The organism is Streptomyces albidoflavus (assembly GCF_000719955.1).
Classification (GTDB): domain Bacteria; phylum Actinomycetota; class Actinomycetes; order Streptomycetales; family Streptomycetaceae; genus Streptomyces; species Streptomyces albidoflavus.
Genome location: NZ_JOII01000005.1, coordinates 246976 through 267976, shown reverse-complemented (window position 1 = coordinate 267976; position 21001 = coordinate 246976). Strand labels below are relative to the sequence as shown.

At 73.9% G+C, this 21001-nt stretch carries 13 protein-coding genes and 1 pseudogene; 9 read left to right on the top strand and 5 right to left on the bottom strand.

All coding sequences use genetic code 11. The features are described from left to right. Positions 1-45: 45 nt before the first annotated feature. Positions 46-2886 (top strand): 1,4-alpha-glucan branching enzyme, encoded by a 2841-nt coding sequence (gene glgB, locus IF45_RS0107775; RefSeq protein ID WP_078842848.1) that lies wholly within the window; start codon positions 46-48, stop codon positions 2884-2886. Positions 2887-2954: 68 nt separating this feature from the next. On the opposite strand, the gene IF45_RS0107770 is transcribed toward glgB, so the two are convergent. Beyond that, complete coding sequence (locus IF45_RS0107770) at positions 2955-3635, bottom strand: hypothetical protein (RefSeq protein ID WP_030306420.1); 681 nt, start codon at positions 3633-3635, stop codon at positions 2955-2957. Between the two features lie 115 nt (positions 3636-3750). Then, complete coding sequence (locus tag IF45_RS0107765) at positions 3751-6039, bottom strand: HelD family protein (protein ID WP_051720676.1); 2289 nt, start codon at positions 6037-6039, stop codon at positions 3751-3753. A 241-nt stretch (positions 6040-6280) separates the two neighbouring features. Between IF45_RS0107765 and IF45_RS0107760 the strand changes: the two genes are divergently transcribed. Then, entirely contained in the window at positions 6281-7129 is an 849-nt protein-coding gene (locus tag IF45_RS0107760) for an ABC transporter ATP-binding protein (RefSeq protein WP_030306418.1), read from the top strand. 361 nt (positions 7130-7490) lie between these two features. After that, a pseudogene (locus tag IF45_RS31280) lies at positions 7491-8710 on the top strand (threonine synthase). 9 nt (positions 8711-8719) lie between these two features. On the opposite strand, the gene IF45_RS0107745 reads toward IF45_RS31280, so the two are convergent. Further along, positions 8720-9622 carry an NmrA family NAD(P)-binding protein gene (locus IF45_RS0107745; RefSeq protein WP_030306411.1) on the bottom strand — a complete coding sequence of 301 codons (903 nt, stop codon included), beginning with the start codon at positions 9620-9622 and terminating at the stop codon, positions 8720-8722. A 129-nt stretch (positions 9623-9751) separates the two neighbouring features. Between IF45_RS0107745 and IF45_RS0107740 the strand changes: the two genes are divergently transcribed. Continuing rightward, complete coding sequence (locus IF45_RS0107740; RefSeq protein ID WP_030306409.1) at positions 9752-10330, top strand: TetR/AcrR family transcriptional regulator; 579 nt, start codon at positions 9752-9754, stop codon at positions 10328-10330. Between the two features lie 156 nt (positions 10331-10486). Here IF45_RS0107740 and IF45_RS0107735 read toward each other — a convergent pair whose 3' ends face one another. Continuing rightward, positions 10487-11890 carry a C4-dicarboxylate transporter DctA gene (locus IF45_RS0107735; RefSeq protein ID WP_003950942.1) on the bottom strand — a complete coding sequence of 468 codons (1404 nt, stop codon included), beginning with the start codon at positions 11888-11890 and terminating at the stop codon, positions 10487-10489. A 278-nt stretch (positions 11891-12168) separates the two neighbouring features. On the opposite strand from IF45_RS0107735, the gene IF45_RS0107730 reads away from it, so the two are divergent. Then, positions 12169-13833, top strand: a complete 1665-nt coding sequence (locus IF45_RS0107730) for a sensor histidine kinase (protein ID WP_018893519.1) — start codon at positions 12169-12171, stop codon at positions 13831-13833. Beyond that, entirely contained in the window at positions 13830-14570 is a 741-nt protein-coding gene (locus tag IF45_RS0107725; RefSeq protein WP_010642163.1) for a response regulator, read from the top strand. Before IF45_RS0107730 ends, IF45_RS0107725 begins: the two co-directional genes overlap by 4 nt. A gap of 90 nt (positions 14571-14660) precedes the next feature. Here IF45_RS0107725 and IF45_RS0107720 read toward each other — a convergent pair whose 3' ends face one another. Next, positions 14661-15686 carry an ATP-dependent 6-phosphofructokinase gene (locus IF45_RS0107720; protein WP_003950939.1) on the bottom strand — a complete coding sequence of 342 codons (1026 nt, stop codon included), beginning with the start codon at positions 15684-15686 and terminating at the stop codon, positions 14661-14663. Positions 15687-16091: 405 nt separating this feature from the next. Here IF45_RS0107720 and pta point away from each other — a divergent pair, with 405 nt between their 5' ends. The 3 genes from pta to pyk all read left to right on the top strand — a co-directional run bounded on the left by pta (position 16092) and on the right by pyk (position 20984). Beyond that, positions 16092-18167 (top strand): phosphate acetyltransferase, encoded by a 2076-nt coding sequence (gene pta / locus IF45_RS0107715; RefSeq protein WP_030306405.1) that lies wholly within the window; start codon positions 16092-16094, stop codon positions 18165-18167. A 41-nt stretch (positions 18168-18208) separates the two neighbouring features. Then, on the top strand, positions 18209-19486 hold the full coding sequence (locus IF45_RS0107710; protein ID WP_030306402.1) for an acetate kinase: 1278 nt from the start codon (positions 18209-18211) through the stop codon (positions 19484-19486). Between the two features lie 73 nt (positions 19487-19559). Further along, positions 19560-20984, top strand: coding sequence for a pyruvate kinase (pyk, locus tag IF45_RS0107705; protein WP_003950936.1), 1425 nt, complete (start codon positions 19560-19562; stop codon positions 20982-20984). Positions 20985-21001: the final 17 nt, after the last annotated feature.

Sequence of the window (21001 nt, the reverse complement as noted above, 5' to 3'; positions counted from 1 at the left end):
GCCCCGAGCCGGGCCCCCGCCCACCGTGCCGAGGAGGCCCTCCCCGTGACCCCCCGTCCGCCCGCCCCCGAACCCTCCGACGCGGCCGAGCCGCCCGCTCCCCTGGTCCCCGCCCCGGCCCGCGGGGAGGACCGGGAGACCGAGGCCCCGGCCGCCGCCTCCCCCGACCCCGAGCGCGCCGCGGGCACCGGTACCGACCCGAAGGCGGCCACCGCCACCCGCACCCGCCCGGCCCCGGCCACCGCACCCGGCACCGACAACGAGGACGTGGCCCGCGCCCGCACCGGCCGCCCCCGCTCCACCAAGTCCGGCAGCGCGGGCAAGCCCGCCAAGGCGAGCGGCAAGCCGTCGCGCGAGCCGGCCGCGCGGCCGGAGGAGCCCGCCGAGCCGACCACCTCGGTGACCGGCGACGGCGCGCCGAAGCCCAAGGCGAAGCCGAAGACCCGCACCAGGACCACCGCCAAGGCCGGCACCGCGACGAAGGCGAAGGCGGCCACGGCCACCGGGGCCGAGTCCACCGCGAAGAGCGGCACCGAGGCGGCGGCCAAGTCCGGCGCGAAGGCGGGCGCCAAGGCCGGCGCAAAGACGCCCGCCAAGTCCCGCGCCAAGACCCCGGCCAAGCCCGGCCGCACCCCCGCCGCCCGCACCCGGCGCCCCGTGGCGGCCACCGAGCCGCCCGCCTCGCCGTACGCCCCGCACCCGGACGACCGGGGCCGCCTGCTCCACGGCCACCACCACGACCCGCACGGCGTGCTCGGCGCGCACCCGGCGAAGGACGGCGTCGTGGTGCGGGCCCTGCGCCCGTACGCCACCGGGGTCGCGGTGGTCTCCGAGGGGCTGCGGGTCGCCCTGGCCGACGACGGCGACGGGTTCTTCTCGGGGCTGCTGCCGGTGGCCTCGGTCCCCGACTACCGGCTGGAGATCACCTACCCGGGCCAGGAGGGCGGCCCCGGCCACACCCTCACCACCCCCGACCCGTACCGCATGCTCCCCTCGCTCGGCTCCTTCGACCTGCACCTGATCGGTGAGGGGCGGCACGAGGAGCTGTGGCGGGCGCTGGGGGCGCGGCCGATGACGCACGAGGGGGTGACCGGGACCCGGTTCGCCGTCTGGGCGCCGAACGCACGCGGTGTGCGGATCATCGGTGACTTCAACTACTGGGACGGCACGGCGTACCCGATGCGTTCGCTCGGCTCCAGCGGGATCTGGGAGCTGTTCGTGCCGGGGGTCGGCGAGGGGGCGCTGTACCGGTTCGAGATCGCCCGGCCGGACGGTTCGCTGACCCGGCGCTCCGACCCGATGGCCCGGCGCACCGAGGTGCCGCCCGCCAACGCCTCCGTGGTCGCCGACTCCCACCACACCTGGGGCGACCAGGCGTGGCTGGCCCGGCGCGGGCAGACCCCGGTGCACGAGGCGCCCTTCTCCGTCTACGAGGTCCACCTCGCCTCCTGGCGGCCGGGGCTCACCTACCGCCAGCTGGCCGAGCAGCTCCCCGCGTACGTCAAGGACCTCGGCTTCACCCATGTCGAGCTGATGCCGGTCGCCGAGCATCCCTTCGGCGGCTCCTGGGGCTACCAGGTGACCGGTTTCTACGCGCCGACCGCGCGGCTCGGCACCCCGGACGACTTCAAGTACCTGGTCGACGCCCTGCACCAGGCGGGCATCGGCGTACTGATGGACTGGGTTCCGGCGCACTTCCCGCGCGACGACTGGGCCCTGGCGGAGTTCGACGGGCGGCCGCTGTACGAGCACCCGGACCCGCTCCGGGCGGCGCACCCGGACTGGGGGACGCTGGAGTTCGACTACGGCCGCACCGAGGTCCGCAACTTCCTGGTGGCCAACGCGGTGTACTGGTGCGAGGAGTTCCACATCGACGGGCTGCGGGTCGACGCGGTCGCCTCGATGCTCTACCTCGACTACTCCCGCGAGGACGGCCAGTGGTCGCCCAACGAGTACGGCGGGCGGGAGAACCACGACGCGGTCGCCTTCCTCCAGGAGATGAACGCGACCGTCTACCGCCGGGCGCCCGGCGTGGTCACCATCGCCGAGGAGTCGACGGCCTGGGACGGCGTCACCCGCCCCACCCATCTCACCGGCGAGGGCGGCTTCGGCGGCCTGGGCTTCGGGCTGAAGTGGAACATGGGGTGGATGCACGACTCGCTGGAGTACATGGCGAAGGAGCCGGTGCACCGCAGGTACCACCACAACGAGATGACCTTCTCGATGGTGTACGCCTACAGCGAGAACTACGTCCTGCCCATCTCGCACGACGAGGTGGTCCACGGCAAGCAGGCGCTGGTCTCCAAGATGCCCGGCGACTGGTGGCAGCGGCGCGCCGACCACCGCGCCTACCTCGGCTTCATGTGGGCCCACCCCGGCAAGCAACTCCTTTTCATGGGCCAGGAGTTCGCCCAGGGCGCCGAGTGGTCCGAGGAGCACGGCCCGGACTGGTGGCTGCTGGACCCGGCGTACGGCGCCGAGGCTGACCACCGGGGCGTACGCGACCTGGTCCGCGAGCTGAACACCGTCTACGGCGCCACCCCGGCCCTGTGGCAGCGCGACACCGACCCGGGCGGCTTCGCCTGGATCGTCTCGGACGCGGCCGAGGACAACGTCCTCGCCTTCCTCCGCCACGACCACCAGGGCGCGCCGTTGCTCGCGGTCAGCAACTTCTCCCCGGTGGTCCGCCACGGCTACGCCCTCGGCGTGCCGGACGCCCACACGGTGTGGCGGGAGGTCCTCAACACCGACGAGGAGCGGTACGGCGGCGGGGGCATCGGCAACCCGGAGCCCCTCAAGCCCGGGGAGCCCGGCACCCACGGCCGCCCGGCCGCCCTCCGGCTGACCCTGCCGCCGCTGGCCACGGTCTGGCTGCGGCCGGCCTGACCCGGCGGGCACACCCGGCCCGGTCCTCCCCCGTCGCGGGGGCGGGCCGGGCCGCCGCGTGTCCGGGCTCAGCGGCCGAGCGCCCGCCTCAGGGTCAGGCCGTGGCCCCGGCGCAGGCGGCGCAGCTCCCACAGGGCGAGGCAGGTGACGGTGAGCGGGCCGCCCCAGACCAGGGCGACGGAGACCAGCGGCGGGAGGACCTCGTGGACGTCGGCGGTGCGGAAGACGTTGGCGACGCCGTTGACCAGCGCGCCGAGGCCGAAGAAGATCATCCAGGTCAGGAGGAACAGCAGCCAGAAGGCACTGCCCCTGAAGCTGTTCCCCGACCGGGTGGCGCTCACCACGAGGATGAAGCCGAGCGAGCCGGCCACCGCCAGCAGGGCGCAGAGCGGTCCGCGTGCCCGGCGCAGATAGCCGCGGCGCAGGTCGGGCCGGGCGGCGCGGACGAAGAGGACGAGCCCCACCGGGACCACCAGGACCAGCACCACGCAGTTCTGGATGAGCTGCACCCAGGGTTCGGTGACGGCCTCCACGGCGTCGGCGACCTGGTAGGCGAGGGCGACCCCGAGGATCACCACGAACCCGGCGGCCGCCCGTGCCCGTTGCACGGCGCGGGTGGCGCGGTCGTCGATCCGGTCCGGCCGCGAGGGCCGGCAGAGCCGCCGGGCGGCGACGGGCGGCAGCAGCCAGGCCGCCCAGGGCCGCGATCCCCGGCCCTGGTACGGGGCGAGCAACGGCGCGTCGGTCATCGCGGCGGCCGCTCCCGGTCTGCCTGTGCTGGGTCCCGCCATCGCTCCCCCGAGTCCGTGGCCGCCGCGCCCGTGCCGTGCGCGGCCAGAGGGTAGCGCGCACGGCGACGGGGCGTCAGCGGGTTTCGACGGTCTGCGGGTCCACGAGGGCGGCGGGCAGGTCGCCGGTGTGCAGGAGGCCGAGGGTGCGGGTGGCGCGGGTCAGCGCCACGTACAGGTCGCTGGTGGGGAACGCGCCCGGTTCCACCACGAGGACCGCGTCGAACTCCAGCCCCTTGGCCTGGCGCGGGGTGAGCAGCACCACCGGACGGGTCAGGTCGGGCTCGCCCCCGGCGGGGGTGTCCGGCAGGGCTGCCGCCAGCGCCTCGTGCAGGGCGGCGGGGGCGATCACCGCGAGCCGGCCCTCCTCGGGGGCGTCGGCGCGGGCGGCCTCGGCGACGGCCGCCGGAAGGGCGTCGGGGGTGGTCCGCCGCGACCAGGGGCGCCGGCCGGTGGAGCGGACCGAGGAGGGCGGGGTGAACTCCGGGTCCTGTGCGCGGAGCAGGGCGCCGGCGACGGCCATGATCTCCTCGGGCGTGCGGTAGTTGACGCCGAGCCGGGTGTACTCCCAGCGCCCCGGGACGTACGGGTCGAGGATGGTGTGCCAGTCGCCGAGGCCGCCGCCCTCGGCGGTCTGGGCGGGGTCGCCGACCAGGGTCATGGAGCGGGTCGGCGAGCGGCGCATCAGCAGCCGCCAGGCCATCGCGGAGAGTTCCTGCGCCTCGTCGACGATGATGTGGCCGAAGGCCCAGGTGCGGTCGGCGGCGGCCCGTTCGGCGGCGGTGCGGTGGTCGGCCTCCTCGTGGCGTTCGGCCATCCGCTCGGCGTCGATGACGTCGTGGGCGCCGAGCACCTCGGAGTCCTCGTCGTCCTTGTCCTCGAACTCGTAGGTCCGTGAGGCGTAGGCGAGTTCCAGGACGCCCTGGGCGTAGGCGACGCGTTCCTGCCGGGCGGCCTCGGCGGCGGCCTGGGCGGCCGAGTCGTCCTCGCCGAGGAGTTCGGCGGCCTCGTCCAGGAGCGGCACGTCGGCCGGGGTCCACGCTCCGCCCTCGCGGCGGACCGCCTCGGCCTCGGCCTCGGTGAGGTGGGTGGGATCGGCGAGGAAGTCCGTGACGAACTCCTCGGGGGTCAGCTGGGGCCAGAGCGAGCCGATGGCGGCGTGCACCTCGGGGCTGGCGGCGATCTCCTTGGCGAGCTGGGCGACGTCGGAGGCGTCCAGGAGGTTGGGGCCGCCGTAGGGGTCGGCGCCGAGGCGGTCGGTGAGCTGGGCGGTGAGGGCGTCGATGATCCGGAAGGCGAAGTGCGGGCGGGCCAGGTTGTGCGGCAGGCCGGTGGCGCGGGCCCGCTCGCGCGCCTCGGTGGCCATGGCGCGGTCGAGGTGGAGAGTGCCGTAGTCGTCGTGGTCGATCTCCAGCACCTCGTCCGGCACGGCCTGCCGGTCGGCGACGGCCAGGGCCAGCGCCCCGGCCATCTCCAGGCGGCCCTTGGCCTCGGCGGCGCGGGGGGTGTCGGTGCCCTTCGCCTCGACGCCGGGGAAGAGTTCGCCGAGGGTGGCGAGCCAGACGCCGGTCTCGCCGAGGGAGGGCAGCACCTCGCCGATGTAGCCGAGGAAGACCGGGTTGGGGCCGACGATGAGCACGGCGCGGCGGGCCAGCTGCTCGCGGTGGGCGTAGAGGAGGTAGGCGGCGCGGTGCAGGGCGACGGCGGTCTTGCCGGTGCCCGGTCCGCCCTCGACGACGAGGACGCCCTGGTGCGGGGCGCGGATGATGCGGTCCTGCTCGGCCTGGATGGTCTGCACGATGTCGGCCATCCGGCCGGTGCGGGCGGCGCCGAGCGCGGCGAGCAGAACGGCGTCGCCGTTGGGGTCCTCGTGGCCGGTGCGCCGCTCGTCGCCGAGGTCGAGGATCTCGTCGTGCAGGGCGGTGACGGTACGCCCCTCGGTGGTGAGGTGGCGGCGGCGCCGCAGCCCCATCGGGGTGTGGCCGGTGGCCAGGTAGAAGGGGCGCGCGACGGGTGCCCGCCAGTCGATGAGGACGGGGGTGCGCTCGGCGTTCTCCTCCCGGATTCCGATACGGCCGATGTGCCGGCGGACACCGTCCCGGAAATCCAGCCGTCCGAAACAGAGCCCGGAATCCACGGGGTCCAGCGCCGCCGCGGTCATCCCGTGCTCGGTGACCGCCACATCCCGCTCAAGGCGCGCCTGCTGACCCGTGGTGACCTGCGACAACGATGCTCTGACGGCGTTCTCCTCGGCGGCGCGGCGAGCGTCGAGGAGGGTGTACAGGTGGGTGACGAAGGACTGCTCGGCCCGCAATTCCGCGTCGTCCCCGCACTCTTCGCGATTCCCCTGCCACTCGGTTGACAATGCGACTCCTCGCCGGTTAAGATGGCTTCATCAGGTGTTTTTCTGCGCCCATTTGAGGGAAAGCAGAAACCCCGAATATACGCAGCGAAAGCCCCCCGGCGTCAAATCCCCGGAGGGCTTTTTTGTTGCCCTTTACCCCGCCCGCTCGCTCTGTTCGCCATACGGTCACCCCGGCCGGTGGGTGCGGCGTACAGCTATCCTGCGCGGTCTCCGCCTCCTCGCGAAAGGACGGGCCGCCCCGATGGACGGAACCACCGGCGACCTGAACGGGCGCGTCGTCGCCGCACTCGACGGCGCGAGCCTGCGCCGCCACACGACCGGGCAGACCATCCTCGACACCGTCGACTGGACCGTCCGCGCCGGCGAGCACTGGGCGCTCCTCGGCCCCAACGGCGCCGGCAAGACCAGCGTCCTCCGCCTCGTCGGCGCCCTCACCTTCCCGACCACCGGCACGGTGGAGGTTCTCGGCCACCGGCTCGGCCGCGTCGACGTACGGGAGCTGCGCGCCCTGATCGGCCACGTCTCCACCTCCCAGCGCGTCCCGCCGGACCTGCCCGGGCACGGAGTCGTCCTCACCGGCCACACCGGCACGGTCCAGCCGCTGTGGAGGAAGTACGACGACGAGGTCCGCGAACGCGCCCGCGGGCTGCTCGCCGAACTCCAGATCAAGGAGCTGGCCGACCGCCCGTACGGCGTCTGCTCGGGCGGCCAGCAGGCCCGGCTCCTGATCGCCCGCGCCCTCATGGCCGACCCGGCCCTGCTCCTCCTCGACGAGCCGTTCAACGCCCTCGACCTGCCCTCCCGCGAGGACCTCGTCGACACCATGCGCCACCTCGCCCTGAACCGCCCGCACCTGGCCACGGTCACCGTCACCCACCACCTGGAGGAACTCTCCCCGGCCCTCACCCACGCCCTCCTCCTCCGCGAGGGCCGCGTCCTCACCCAGGGGCCCATCACCGAAGTCCTCACCACCGACCACCTGACCGCCTGCTTCGGCCGCCCGGTCGAGGTCTCCCGGCACGGGGGGCGGTGGCTGGCGCGGTCGGGGGTGAGGGTGGCGGGCTGGGGTGAGGGGGCTGCGCGGCAGTAGGGCGTACGGATCCTTGCGCCGACTGCCCAAGTCGAGGGCAAGGCTCACCCGTATCTCGTCTTCGACGGTGACTGACGACGACAGGTGATGCGGCGGGACTTCCTGGTCCGGGTCTCAGGCCACACCTTCGCGAGGCTGCCGGTGCGGACCGGGGAGAACGTCGCGGTCGTCCTCGCCTCGCACCCCGGCCAGGCGGCCCTGGCGAGGTACCTGGCCGTACTCCGGGTCCATCCGTTCGCCCGCGCGGAGGTCCTGCCCGCGCTCGCGCGGGAGCGGATCGCGCCTGAGCTGACCCTGCGTCTGGCGCCCACGGGACGTTGGCTCGTCCGCCGGCGCGCCGCCGCCCTCTACGCTCTCGCGCATGACCTCCCCGCCGACCGCCTCCCTGGCCACCGCCCAGCGCTCGCTCGGCGACCCCGGCCGCCGCTACCCGCTCTGGCCCCCGCTGACCGGCGGCTGCCCGGCGACGAGCACGGAGGAGGTGAGCTACCCCGTCGAGGTGGAGTACGCGTACGACCAGGTGCCCGCGGACCTCTTCGAGGCGCGGCCGGGGCGTGGGGGCCTCGACCGGTGGGCGCCGCTTCTCCCGCCGCTCGCCGCGCCGGGGCTCGGCGAGGGAGGGACCCCGCTGGTGGAGCTGGAGCCCGGGGTGTTCGTCAAGGACGAGTCGCGCAACCCCACCTGGAGTCACAAGGACCGGCTCAACCGGTGCACGGTCAGCGCCGCCCTGGCTGCGGGGCGCCCGGTGTCGTCGTCGCCTCCTCCGGCAACCACGGGGCCTCCGCCGCCGCCTTCGCCGCCCGGGCCGGACTCCGGTGCGTGGTGCTGACGGGCACCGCACTGCCCCCGGCGGTGGACGCCTTCCTGCACGCGTACGGGGCGGTGGTCCTGCCGGTGCCGGTGGAGGCGCGCTGGCCGCTCACCCGGCGGATCGCGTACCACTTCGGCCTGCACCCCGTCAGCAACCTGACCCCGCAGGCCCACACCGGGCACGCCTTCGGCGCCGAGGGGTACAAGACCGTCGCCTACGAGCTCCACGCGGAGCTCGGCGTACCGGCGGCCGTCTTCGTCCCCACCGGCTACGGCGAACTGCTCTTCGGCATCCACAAGGGCTTCGCCGAGCTGCGCCGGCTCGGGGTGACCGACCGCGTCCCCCGGCTGATCGCCTGCGAACCCGCCACCGGCGGCCCCCTCACCGCGGCCCTGCGCCAGGGGCTGCCGGCCACCTGGGTGGAGGTCGGCCCCACCGAGGCGTACGGCATCAACTGCCCGGTGGGTGGCTACCGGGGCGTGGTGGCGGTGCGGGAGAGCGGAGGCCGCTCGGTGCTGGTCACCGACGAGCAGGCGCGGGCGGCCCAGGCGGAAATGGGCCGGGCGGGGTTGTGGGCGGAACTCTCCGCGGCGGTGGGGCTGGCCGGGCTGCGGGCCCCGCCCCGTGAGGAGTTCGACGGGCCGGTGGTGTGCGTCTCGACCTCCGCCGGTTTCAAGGACCAGGGTGCCGGGCGCGGGCCGCGGGAGGCGCCCGTCGCGGAGTGGGAGGCGGCGCGGGCGGGGCTGCTGGCGGCGGGGCTCCGGGAGTGAGCACCGGTCTCAGCCGAGGCGTTCGCGGGCCCAGTCGGCGAAGGAGGTGACCGGTATGCCGAGGGCGCGGGCGTCCTCGGGGTGGGCGGGCTGGACGACGGCGTTGTTCCACTCGTGACCCGCGCCCCAGCTCGGCATACCCGCCGCCAGCGCCTGTTCCAGGTCCATGACCGGAGCCTCGACGGGGACGCCCCACACCTGGGAGAGGACCGCCGCGACCTGGCGCACGGTCAGGCGGTCCCCGGCCAGTTCCAGTTCGACTTGGTGGAAGCGGTCGGGGTCCTGGACGGCGCGAGCCACGGCGGCGCCGATGTCGGCCGGGGCGACCAGGGCCAGTTCGGTGTCCGGCTTCAGGACCGTCGCCAGGCCGCCGGCCGGGCCGTGCGGCACGAGGGCGGGCAGGTTCTCCATGAAGTAGGCGGGCTTCACCACCGTCCAGCGGGGGAAGCCGGCCGCGCGGACCCGCTCCAGGATCGTCTGCTTGGTGGTGAAGTACTCCTCCATGGCGGCCCAGCGCCCCTCGGCCCAGCCGGGCGCCCGCGTGTGGTCGCCGACGCCGGAGGTGGAGGACTGCACGAACTGCGGGACCCCGGCCTCCCGTGCCGCCTCGATCAGGTGGGTCGCCTGGGCCAGTTCACCGGCGAAGTCCACGCCGGCCTCGCTCATCGGCGGCATCTGCACCGAGAAGACGGCGCGGACCCCGCGCACCGCCGGAACGAGGGAGTCCGGGTCGGTGAGGTCGGCGCGCACCAGCTCCGCGCCGGCCGCCGCGACCGCCTTCGCTCGCGGCGCGCCGGGATCGCGCACCAGGGCACGGACCGGCACACCGGCGTCGGCCAAGGCCCGGGCGACGGCTCCGCCCTGGGTGCCTGTGGCACCGGTGACCAGTACGGGAGCAGGGGTGGTGACCATGATCGGGGCATCCTTCATCTCGGCACGGGGTGAAACGGCGGGGTCCGCCACTTCACATCCGCTACGATATGGCGGACCCCGCCACTTAGCAAGAGGCGGACCCCGCCATTTTGTCGAGAGGGAGTGCCCGTGACCGGCCGGCGATCCGACGCAGAGCGCAACTACCGGCGCATCCTCACCGTGGCCGAGGCGGAGATCGCCGAGCTGGGCGCCGCCGCCTCCATCGAGCGGGTGGCCCGCACGGCGGGGCTCGGCTCCGCCACCGTCCGCCGCCACTTCCCCACCCGGCAGGCCCTGCTCGAAGCGGTCTTCGCGGAGCGCGCCCAGGCCCTTCAGGCGCGGGCCGCGGAGCTGACCGGCGAGAGCGACAGCCGGGCCGCGCTCCTGGCCTGGCTGCGCGACTTCACCGACTACGCGGTCTCGGCACGCGGCTTCGCCGACGTCCTGGCGTACGAGCCGCCGGCCGAGGCGGGCGGGGAGGCAGGGGAGGCGGCGCCGTCCTCCTGCGGCACGATGCTGGAGGCCGCTCTCGCCCCGCTGCTGGCCCGGGCCCAGCGCGAGGGCGCCGCCCGCCCCGAGGCGAGCTGCCACGACCTGGTCACCGCCGTGGCGGGCATCGCCCTGGCCACCGAGCACCACCGGGACCCGGCCGCGCAGGCGGCGCGCCTGCTCGACCTGTTCGTGACGGGGCTCAGCCCGCGCGGCTGAGGCCGGGGGCACCACCCGTCCGCGTACCGCGCGAGAAAACGCGAACGCCCCCGGCGGGGGGAGCCGGGGGCGTTGGCGGGGCCGGGCGGTGGGGGGTCGTCCGGTCCGGGGAGCGCCGCGCCTCGGGGGGAAGTGAGGCGCGGCGCGGGGAAAGGGTCAGGTGGTGGACTTCTGGAGGGGGACCTCGCCGTCGGTCTGCGGGGCGTCCTTCACCAGGCCGTCCTTGGCGGGCGGCGCCTCGACGTCCTCGGGGGCCGGGCCGCCGTGACCGTCGTCGACCAGGGTCTTCTCGTCGAAGGGGATCTCGCCGGCCAGGACCTTCTGGACCCGGTCGCGGTCGACCTCCTTGGTCCAGGTGCCGATGAGCAGGGTGGCCACGGCGTTGCCCGCGAAGTTGGTCATGGCGCGGGCCTCGGACATGAAGCGGTCGATGCCGACGATCAGGCCGACGCCGTCGACCAGCTCGGGCCGGTGCGACTGGAGGCCGCCCGCGAGGGTGGCGAGCCCGGCGCCGGTGACGCCCGCCGCGCCCTTCGAGGCGATGATCATGAAGAGGAGTAGCGAGACCTGCTCACCGAGCGAGAGCGGGTTGCCCATCGCCTCGGCGACGAAGAGGGAGGCCATCGTCAGGTAGATGGCGGTGCCGTCGAGGTTGAAGGAGTAGCCGGTCGGGACGGTGATGCCGACGACGGGCTTGGAGATGCCCAGGTGCTCCATCTTGGCGATGAGGCGGGGCAGCGCCGACTCCGAGGAGGAGGTGGAGAGGATCAGCAGGAACTCGCGGCCCAGGTACTTGAGCAGCTTGAGGATGTTGACCCCGGTGCAGATCCGCAGCAGCGCGCCGAGCACCACGACCACGAAGACCAGACAGGTGACGTAGAAGCCGATCATGATGACGGCGAGCGACTTCAGCGCGTCGACGCCGGTCTCGCCGACCACCGCCGCGATGGCTCCGAAGGCGCCCACCGGGGCGGCCCACATGATCATGGCGAGGACGCGGAAGACCAGGCGCTGGATGTGGCCGATGCCCGCGAGGATCGGCTCGCCGGACTTGCCGAGGGCCTGCACGGCGAAGCCGACGAGGAGGGCGATCAGCAGGGTCTGGAGGACCTCGCCGCCGGTGAAGGCGGAGACCATGGTGGTCGGGATGATGCCGATCAGGAAGTCGACGGTGGACTCGCTGGCCTCACCGGCCTGGGCCTCTCCGGCGCCGCGCAGCTCGTCGGTGAGCTGCATGCCGTGGCCCGGCTCCAGGAAGTTGCCGACGACCAGGCCGATGGCGAGGGCGACGGTCGACATCACGATGAAGTAGCCGAGGGCGAGACCGCCCACCGCGCCGACCTTGGCGGCCTTGCGGACCGATCCGACGCCCAGCACGATCGTGCAGAAGATGATCGGCGAGATCATCATCTTGATCAGGTTGACGAAGCCGGTCCCGAGCGGCTTCAGCTCGACCGCCAGCGACGGGGCGACGAAGCCGACCAGGATGCCGAGCACGACCGCGGCGATCACGGCGATGTACAGATAATGCGTTCTGTCCCGCTTGGCGGCTGCAGCCACGGGGGGCCTCCTTGGACGTCGTCGTCGGGGATGCGGACCGGTGCGGGCGGTCGCCCGGCGCCGGACGTGCAAGCGACGCTCACGACCCGGGGGCGGAGCGGGGAGGGGCCTGCACAACGCTCAGTGCGTGCGGCTCACGTGCTGGCGGTGCGGCGACTCTTTCGCAGGCTGTGAGGGCGGTCACCCTTGCGTTCATTTAGTTCGCACACATCCGGCCAGGCAGACTGTCCGGCATGCCCCTCCCCCGTCCCCGCAGCCTCGCTGGTCAGCTCTTCGCGATGCAGGTGTTCCTGGTCGGCCTGCTGATCCTCGGCTGTGTCCTGTTCGCGTTCCTCTCCGACCGCCGCCAGGCCGAGGAGGCGGCGGGCCGCCAGGCGGGCGCGACGGCCCGCGCCGTCGCCGACTCCCCCTCGGTCCGCGAGGCGATCCAGGCGGGCGGCGATCCCTCGCGCCTCCTCCAGCCGTACGCCGAGGAGGTCCGCCGCGACGCCGACGTCGACTTCGTCACCATCATGGACACCCGCGGCATCCGCTGGACCCACCCCGACGAGGGCCAGATAGGCGCGCGCTTCCTCGGCCACACCGAGGAGGCCCTGAGCGGCCGCACGCTCCAGGAGACGTACACCGGCACGCTCGGCCCCTCGGTGCGGGTGGTCACCCCGATCCACGCCGACGGCGAGGTGATCGGGCTGGTCAGCGCGGGGATCACGGTCGACCAGATCGCGGCCCGGCTGCGCGACCAGGTGCTCACCCTGCTGACGGTGGGAGGGCTGACGCTGGCGGTCGGCGGGGTCGGCACCTACGTCATCAACGCGCGGCTGCGCCGGCACACCCACGACATGGACGCCGCCCAGCTCAGCCACATGTACGCCTACCACCAGGCGGCCCTGCACGCGGTCCGCGAGGGGCTGGTGATGCTCGACGGGCAGCGCAGGATCGCGCTGATCAACGACGGGGCGCGGGAGCTCCTCGGCCTCGCCCCGGAGCGCGGGGTGGGCGACCGGGCCGACGCGCTGGGGCTGCCGGCCCCGCTGACGGGGGCGCTGCTGGCGGCCGAGCCGCGCGTCGACGAGGTCCACCTGAGCGCCGACCGGGTGCTGGTGGTCAACACCTCGCCGGTCGCCGCCGGGGAGCAGCGCGGCACCGTCGTCACCCTGCGCGACCACACCGAGCTGCAGGCGCTCACCGGCGAGCTGGACACCGAGCGCGGCTTCTCCGAGGCGCTGCGCTCGCAGGCGCACGAGGCCGCCAACCGGCTGCACACCGTGGTCTCGCTGATCGAGCTGGGCCGGGCGGAGGAGGCGGTGGAGTTCGCCACCGCCGAGCTGGAACTGGCCCAGACCCTCACCGACCAGGTGGTGCAGGCGGTCGGCGAACCGGTCCTGGCCGCGCTGCTGCTGGGCAAGACCGCGCAGGCCAACGAGCGCGGTATCGAGCTGACCGTGCACGAGGACAGCCGCCTGGACGACGGGGTGCTCCCGCCGGAGCTGCCCGCCCGCGACCTGGTCACCGTCCTCGGCAACCTGGTCGACAACGCGATGGAGGCCGTCTCGGGCATCCCGGGCGCCCGCGTCACGGTGACCGCCCGCGCCGAGCCGGACGGCCTGCTGCTGCGGGTCGCCGACAACGGCCCCGGCGTCCCCGACGGCGACGAGGTGTTCCACCGCGGCTGGTCCACCAAGGAGGGCGGCGGCCGGGGGCTGGGCCTCGCGCTGGTCCGGCAGACGGCCGAGCGGCACGGCGGTACCGTCACCGTGGGCGAGGCGCCCGGCGGCGGGGCCGCCTTCCGGGTCCGTATCCCCTTCGGCCGGCACACCCCGGACGGTGCCACCGCCCTGCCCGCACCCCGCTCACGCCCGCACGCGGGCGCGGGCCCGCCCGGCACCGGCCCGCTGCCCACGCCCGCCCCGACCGACGACGCCACCCCGGAGAGCCCCAGATGACCCCGTACCCCACCCAGCCCGCCGGGTCCGACGGTGCCGAGGCGCCCGGCGGCGGAGAAGGGGGCCGCCCGGGGCGGGTCCGGGTGCTGGTGGTGGAGGACGATCCGGTGGCGGCCGACGCGCACCGGACGTACGTGGAGCGGGTCCCGGGGTTCACCGTGGTGGGGGTGGCGCACTCGGGGGCCGAGGCGCAGCGGGCCCTGGAGCGGTTCCCGGTCGACCTGCTCCTGCTCGACCTGTACCTGCCGGACGGGCACGGGCTCCAGCTGGCCCGCTCGCTGCGGGCGGCGGGCCACCGGGCCGACGTGATCGCGGTGACCTCGGCGCGGGACCTGGCGGTGGTCCGTGAGGGGGTGTCGCTGGGGGTGGTCCAGTACGTCCTGAAACCGTTCACCTTCGCGACGCTCCGGGACCGCCTCGTGCGGTACGCGCAGTTCCGTACCGCCGCCGGGGAGGCCAGCGGCCAGGCCGAGGTGGACCGGGCGCTCGGCGCCCTGCGCGCGCCCCAGCCGGCGGTGCTGCCCAAGGGGCTGAGCGCCCCGACCCTGGAACGGGTGACGCAAACCCTGCGCGAGTCCCCCGAGGGCCTGACGGCGGCGGCCACCGGCGAGGAGGTCGGCATCTCCCGCATCACCGCCCGCCGCTACCTGGAGCACCTCGTCACCTCGGGACGGGCGGTGCGCAGCCCCCAGTACGGCACGGTGGGGCGCCCGGAACTGCGGTACCGCTGGCAGTGAGCGGTCCGCCCGCGAACGTTCGCGGACGCGAAGACGGCGGGCGCCCGAGGGTTCCCTGGGGCCCGCCGTCCGCGTGTGTGCGGAGCCGGTTCAGAAGACCGACTCGGCCTCGTCCATGCGGTCCTGGGGGACGGTCTTCAGCTCGGTGACCGCCTCGGCGAGCGGGACCATCTCGATCCGGGTGCCGCGCAGCGCCGTCATCCGGCCGAACCGGCCGTGGTGGGCGGCCTCGACGGCGTGCCAGCCGAAGCGGGTGGCGAGGACGCGGTCGTAGGCGGTGGGGCTGCCGCCGCGCTGGACGTGGCCGAGGATGACCGGCCGTGCCTCCTTGCCGAGGCGGTGCTCCAGCTCCCCGGCGAGCGCGGTGCCGATGCCGTGGAACCGCTCGTGGCCGTACTGGTCGATGGCGCCCTTGCCGTAGGCCATCGTGCCCTCGGCGGGGTGGGCGCCCTCGGCGACGCAGATGACGGCGAACTTCTTGCCCCGGGCGAACCGCTCCTCGACCATCTTGACCAGGTCGGCGGGGTCGAAGGGCCGCTCGGGCAGGCAGATGCCGTGGGCGCCGCCGGCCATGCCGGACTCCAGCGCGATCCACCCGGCGTGCCGGCCCATCACCTCGACGACCATGACGCGCTGGTGGGACTCGGCGGTGGTCTTGAGCCGGTCGATGGCCTCGGTGGCGACGCCGACGGCGGTATCGAAGCCGAAGGTGCGGTCGGTGGCGGAGATGTCGTTGTCGATGGTCTTCGGCACGCCGACCACCGGCATCCCCGAGTCGGAGAGGAGCCGGGCGGCGGTGAGGGTGCCCTCGCCGCCGATCGGGATCAGCACGTCGATGCCGAGTTCGCGGGCCAGCTCCGGGGCGTTCTCGCACGCCTCGGCGAGGCGGCCGCGCTCCAGGCGGGCCGAGCCGAGGATGGTGCCGCCACGGGCGAGGATGCCGCTGACGGCGTTCAGGTCGAGGGGGCGGTAGCGGCGGTCCAGGAGGCCCTTGTACCCGTCCTCGAAGCCGATGACCTCGTCGCCGTGGTGTGTGACGGCGCGGTGCACGACCGAGCGGATCACGGCGTTCAGGCCGGGACAGTCGCCGCCTGCGGTGAGAATTCCGATACGCATCGTGCTGTCTCTCCTGCTCGATACTGGCCGTTCGTCCGGGTCGCGGTCCGCCGGAGGGAGACGGACCGGTGCGAATTCTGACACGGCCGCCGCCGCGTCCGTGTCCCAGGTCACTTCCACCACGCCCCGACCGGTCGCCTGCCCCGCCGGCACGGGCCCACCCCTGACCGGCGGAACGCCGACGCCGCCGAACAAGAGCGGGCGCCCGCGCACCGGTATCGTCGGAGTGCATACCGTAGCAAAAGCGGCACCACTCCACTCCGGGTTCCGCGAAGACCCCTGGTAAGGAACTGGCGGCGGCAGGGGTCACGTCCGCCCAGGTGGGGCAGGCGATCCCCTGGAGCACAGACGTACGCATCGGGCTCCCGGCCGGCGCCGGCCGGGACCAGCGGAAGGAGCGGACGCGTGGCACGCAGCGTCTACGTCACCGGGACCGACCGGGGCGACGGCCGGCAGGTCTTCGAGCTGGGTCTCATGGAACTGCTGACCCGCCGGGTCGACCGGGTGGGGGTGTTCCGGCCGCTGGTGCACGACGGACCCGACCGCCTCTTCGAGGTGCTGCGCGGCCGCTACCGGCTCAGCCAGGACCCGGCCACCGCGCACGGCATCGACTACCGCAGAGCGGCGGGCATCCAGGCCGAACAGGGCACCGACGCCCTGGTCTCTCAGCTCGTCGACCGTTATCTGGCGGTCGCCCGCGACTACGAGGTGGTGCTGGTCCTCGGTACCGACTACGCCGACACCCAGCTCCCGGACGAGCTGGCGCTCAACGCCCGCCTCGCCAACGAGTTCGGCGCCTCGGTGCTGCCGGTGGTCGGCGGCCGGTCGCAGAGCGCCGAGTCGGTCCGCGCTGAGGCCCGCAACGCCTACCGCGCCTACCACGCGCTCGGCTGCGACGTGCTGGCCGTGGGCGTCAACCGGGTCGCCGCCGAGGACCGCGACGTGGTCGCCCAGCGGCTGGGGGCCCGCCTCCCCGTGCCCTGCTACGTCCTCCCCGACGACCCCGCGCTCTCCGCGCCGACCGTCCGGCAGATCTCCCGGGCGCTGGACGGAACGGTTCTGCTGGGCGACGACGCCGGCCTCGCCCGGGACGTCCTCGACTTCGTCTTCGGCGGCGCCACCCTCCCCACCTTCCTGCACGCCCTCACCCCGGGCTGCCTGGTGGTGGCCCCCGGCGACCGGGCCGACCTGGTGGTGGGGGCGCTGGCCGCGCACAGCTCCGGGACCCCGCCGATCGCCGGGGTGCTGCTGACGCTGGGCGAGCGGCCGGACCCCGAGGTGCTGCGGCTGGCCGCGAAGGTGGCGCCGGGCACGCCGGTGGTCTCCGTACCGGGCAACAGCTTCCCGACCGCGACCCGGCTCTTCACCCTGGAGGGGCGGCTCGACGCGGCGACGCCGCGCAAGGCGGAGACGGCGCTCGGCCTCTTCGAGGACTGGGTGGACACCGCCGAGCTGCTGGACCGGATCTCGGTCGGCTCCACCGACCGGGTCACGCCGATGATGTTCGAGCACAAGCTGCTGGAGCGGGCCCGCGCCGACCGCCGCCGGGTGGTGCTGCCCGAGGGGCTGGAGGAGCGGGTGCTGCGCGCCGCCGACGTGCTGCTGCGCCGCTCGGTCTGCGACCTCACCCTGCTCGGCCCCATCGACGCGATCCGCAAGAAGGCCGCCGACCTGGGGGTGGACCTCGGCGCCGCCGAGCTGATCGACCCGCAGGAGTCGGAGCTGCGCAAGCGGTTCGCCGAGCGGTACGCCCAGCTCCGTGCCCACAAGGGCGTCTCGGTGGAGCTGGCGTACGACGTGGTCGCCGACGTCAACTACTTCGGCACGCTGATGGTCGAGGAGGGGCTGGCCGACGGTATGGTCTCCGGCTCCGCCCACTCCACGGCGGCCACCATCCGCCCGGCCTTCGAGATCATCCGGACCCGCCCGGACGCCACCCTGGTCTCCTCGGTCTTCTTCATGTGCCTCGCCGACCGGGTGCTGGTCTACGGCGACTGCGCGGTCAACCCCGACCCGAACGCGGTGGAGCTGGCCGACATCGCCGTCCAGTCGGCGCTGACCGGCGCCCGCTTCGGCGTCGACCCGAAGATCGCGATGCTCTCGTACTCGACCGGCAGCTCCGGGTCGGGCGCCGATGTGGAGAAGGTCCGCGAGGCGACCGCGCTGGCCCGCGAACGCCGGCCCGACCTGCTGATCGAGGGCCCGATCCAGTACGACGCGGCGGTCGAGCCGACGGTGGCGGCGGCCAAGCTGCCCGGCTCCGAGGTGGCGGGACAGGCCACCGTGCTGATCTTCCCGGACCTCAACACGGGCAACAACACGTACAAGGCGGTGCAGCGGTCGGCCGGCGCGGTGGCGGTCGGGCCGGTCCTGCAGGGTCTGCGCAAGCCGGTCAACGACCTCTCCCGGGGCGCGCTCGTCCAGGACATCGTCACCACCGTCGCCATCACCGCCGTCCAGGCCCAGGAGAGCGACGCGTGAGCGCGCCGCCGACCGGGCCCCGCACCGAAGGAGGGCAGCACGTGAGCACCGAGCAGGGCCCGCGTCCCCACCGCGTCCTCGTCCTCAACTGCGGCTCCTCGTCGGTCAAGTACCAGTTGCTGGACATGGCCGACTCCAGCCGGCTCGCCGTCGGGCTGGTGGAGCGGATCGGCGAGGAGACCTCGCGGATCGTCCACACGCCGCTGACCGAGGGGGCCGGCGGGGAGCGCGAGGTGACCGGCCGGGTGGCGGACCACCAGGCGGCGCTGGAGGCGGTCGCCGCCGAGCTGGCCGAGGACGGGCTGGGGCTCGACTCCCCCGAACTGGCGGCGATCGGGCACCGGGTGGTGCACGGCGGGCGGCTGTTCACCCGGCCGACCGTCATCGACGACGCGGTGCTCGCCGAGATCGAGCGGCTAATCCCGGTGGCGCCGCTGCACAACCCGGCCAACCTGATGGGCATCCGCACCGCCCGCCGGATGCGCCCGGACCTGCCGCAGGTGGCGGTCTTCGACACCACCTTCCACACCACGATGCCGGAGTACGCCGCCCGCTACCCGATCGAGCGCGAGATTGCCGACGCCCACCGGGTCCGCCGCTACGGCTTCCACGGCACCTCGCACGGCTACGTCTCCCGGAAGACCGCCGAACTGCTGGACCGGCCCCTGGCGGAGCTGAACCTCATCACCCTGCACCTGGGCAACGGGGCCTCGGCGGCGGCGGTGCGCGGCGGGATCTGCGTGGACACCTCGATGGGGCTCACCCCGCTGGAGGGGCTGATGATGGGGACCCGTTCGGGCGACGTCGACCCGGCCGTCGTCTTCCACCTCAAGCGGGTCGCCGGGATGGAGACCGACGAGACCGACGCCCTGCTCAACAAGCGCAGCGGCCTGGTCGGGATCTGCGGCGACAACGACATGCGTGAGATCACCCGGCGCATGGACGAGGGGGACGAGGACGCGCGGCTCGCCTTCGACATGTACGTGCACCGGCTGAAGAAGTACATCGGCGCGTACGCGGCGGTCCTCGGCCGGGTGGACGCGGTGGTCTTCACGGCGGGTGTCGGGGAGAACGCGGCCGCGGTGCGCCAGGCGGCGGTGGACGGTCTGGAAGGGTTCGGGATGGCGGTGGACCGCGAGCTGAACGCGGTCCGCTCCGGCGTCCCCCGGCTGATCTCGCCCGGCTCCTCGCGGGTGGCGGTCGCGGTGGTGCCGACCGACGAGGAACTGGAGATCGCCGAGCAGACCTACGCCCTGGTCGGACCGGACACCCGGCCCGCTCCGGAGGGCGCCGACTCCCCCGTGACGCCGCCCGGCTGAGCGCCCGTCCGCCCATATGTATCTTCCGCCAGATGGAATATTCCGCACGGAAACAAACCGATAGGATCGTCCCATGCGCCGTTCCAAAATCGTCTGCACGCTGGGCCCCGCCGTCGACTCGTACGAGCAGCTGAAAGCGCTCATCGAGGCAGGCATGAACGTGGCCCGTTTCAACATGAGCCACGGATCGCACGCCGAGCACGAGGACCGGTACCGCCGGGTCCGGCAGGCGTCCGCGGACACCGGCCGGGCGGTGGGCGTCCTCGCCGACCTCCAGGGCCCCAAGATCCGGCTGGAGACCTTCGCCGAGGGCCCGGTCGAGCTGGTGCGCGGTGACGAGTTCACCATCACCACCGAGGACGTGGCCGGCGACAAGTCGGTCTGCGGCACCACCTACAAGGGGCTGCCGGGCGACGTGGCCAAGGGCGACCCGATCCTCATCAACGACGGCAACGTCGAGCTGAAGGTCACCGAGGTCGAGGGCCCCCGCGTCAAGACCATCGTCATCGAGGGCGGGGTCATCTCCGACCACAAGGGCATCAACCTGCCCGGCGCGGCGGTCAACGTCCCGGCCCTCTCCGAGAAGGACATCGAGGACCTGCGCTTCGCCCTGCGGATGGGGTGCGACCTGGTCGCCCTCTCCTTCGTCCGGGACGCCGAGGACGTCAAGGACGTCCACAAGGTGATGGACGAGGAGGGCCGCCGGGTCCCGGTCATCGCCAAGGTCGAGAAGCCGCAGGCGGTCGCCAACATGGAGGCGGTCGTGCTCGCCTTCGACGGCGTGATGGTGGCCCGTGGCGACCTCGCGGTGGAGTATCCGCTGGAGAAGGTCCCGATGGTGCAGAAGCGCCTGGTGAGCCTCTGCCGCCGGAACGCCAAGCCGGTGATCGTGGCGACCCAGATGATGGAGTCGATGATCACCAACTCCCGCCCGACCCGCGCCGAGGCCTCCGACGTCGCCAACGCCATCCTGGACGGCGCCGACGCGGTCATGCTCTCCGCCGAGTCCAGCGTCGGCGCGTACCCGATCGAGACGGTCAAGACGATGTCGAAGATCGTCGTCGCCGCCGAGCAGGAGCTGCTCTCGCGCGGCCTCCAGCCGCTGGTCCCGGGCAAGAAGCCGCGCACCCAGGGCGGTGCCGTGGCCCGCGCCGCCGCCGAGATCGCCGACTTCCTCGGCGCCCGCGCGCTGGTGGCGTACACCAAGTCCGGTGACACCGCCCGGCGCCTCTCGCGCTACCGCGCGGCCCAGCCGATCCTCGCCTTCACCACCGACGAGGCCACCCGCAACCAGCTCACCCTGAGCTGGGGCGTGGAGAGCCACGTGGTGGACCACGTCGACAACACCGACGCCATGGTCGACCAGGTGGACGAGGAGCTGGTCGGGCTGAAGCGGTTCAACGACGGCGACACCGTCGTCATGACCGCCGGCTCGCCCCCCGGCGTCCCCGGCACCACCAACATGGTCCGCGTCCACCACCTCGGCGGCCGCGGCTGACCTCCTGACTCCGCCGG

Bases quoted from the DNA above. Each gene is read 5' to 3' on its own strand.
- IF45_RS0107770 (WP_030306420.1), bottom strand. From the start codon at position 3,635: ATGACCGACGCGCCGTTGCTCGCCCCGTACCAGGGCCGGGGATCGCGG.
- IF45_RS0107760 (WP_030306418.1), top strand. From the start codon at position 6,281: ATGGACGGAACCACCGGCGACCTGAACGGGCGCGTCGTCGCCGCACTC.
- IF45_RS0107745 (WP_030306411.1), bottom strand. From the start codon at position 9,622: ATGGTCACCACCCCTGCTCCCGTACTGGTCACCGGTGCCACAGGCACC.
- IF45_RS0107730 (WP_018893519.1), top strand. From the start codon at position 12,169: ATGCAGGTGTTCCTGGTCGGCCTGCTGATCCTCGGCTGTGTCCTGTTC.
- IF45_RS0107725 (WP_010642163.1), top strand. From the start codon at position 13,830: ATGACCCCGTACCCCACCCAGCCCGCCGGGTCCGACGGTGCCGAGGCG.
- IF45_RS0107720 (WP_003950939.1), bottom strand. From the start codon at position 15,686: ATGCGTATCGGAATTCTCACCGCAGGCGGCGACTGTCCCGGCCTGAAC.
- pyk (WP_003950936.1), top strand. From the start codon at position 19,560: ATGCGCCGTTCCAAAATCGTCTGCACGCTGGGCCCCGCCGTCGACTCG.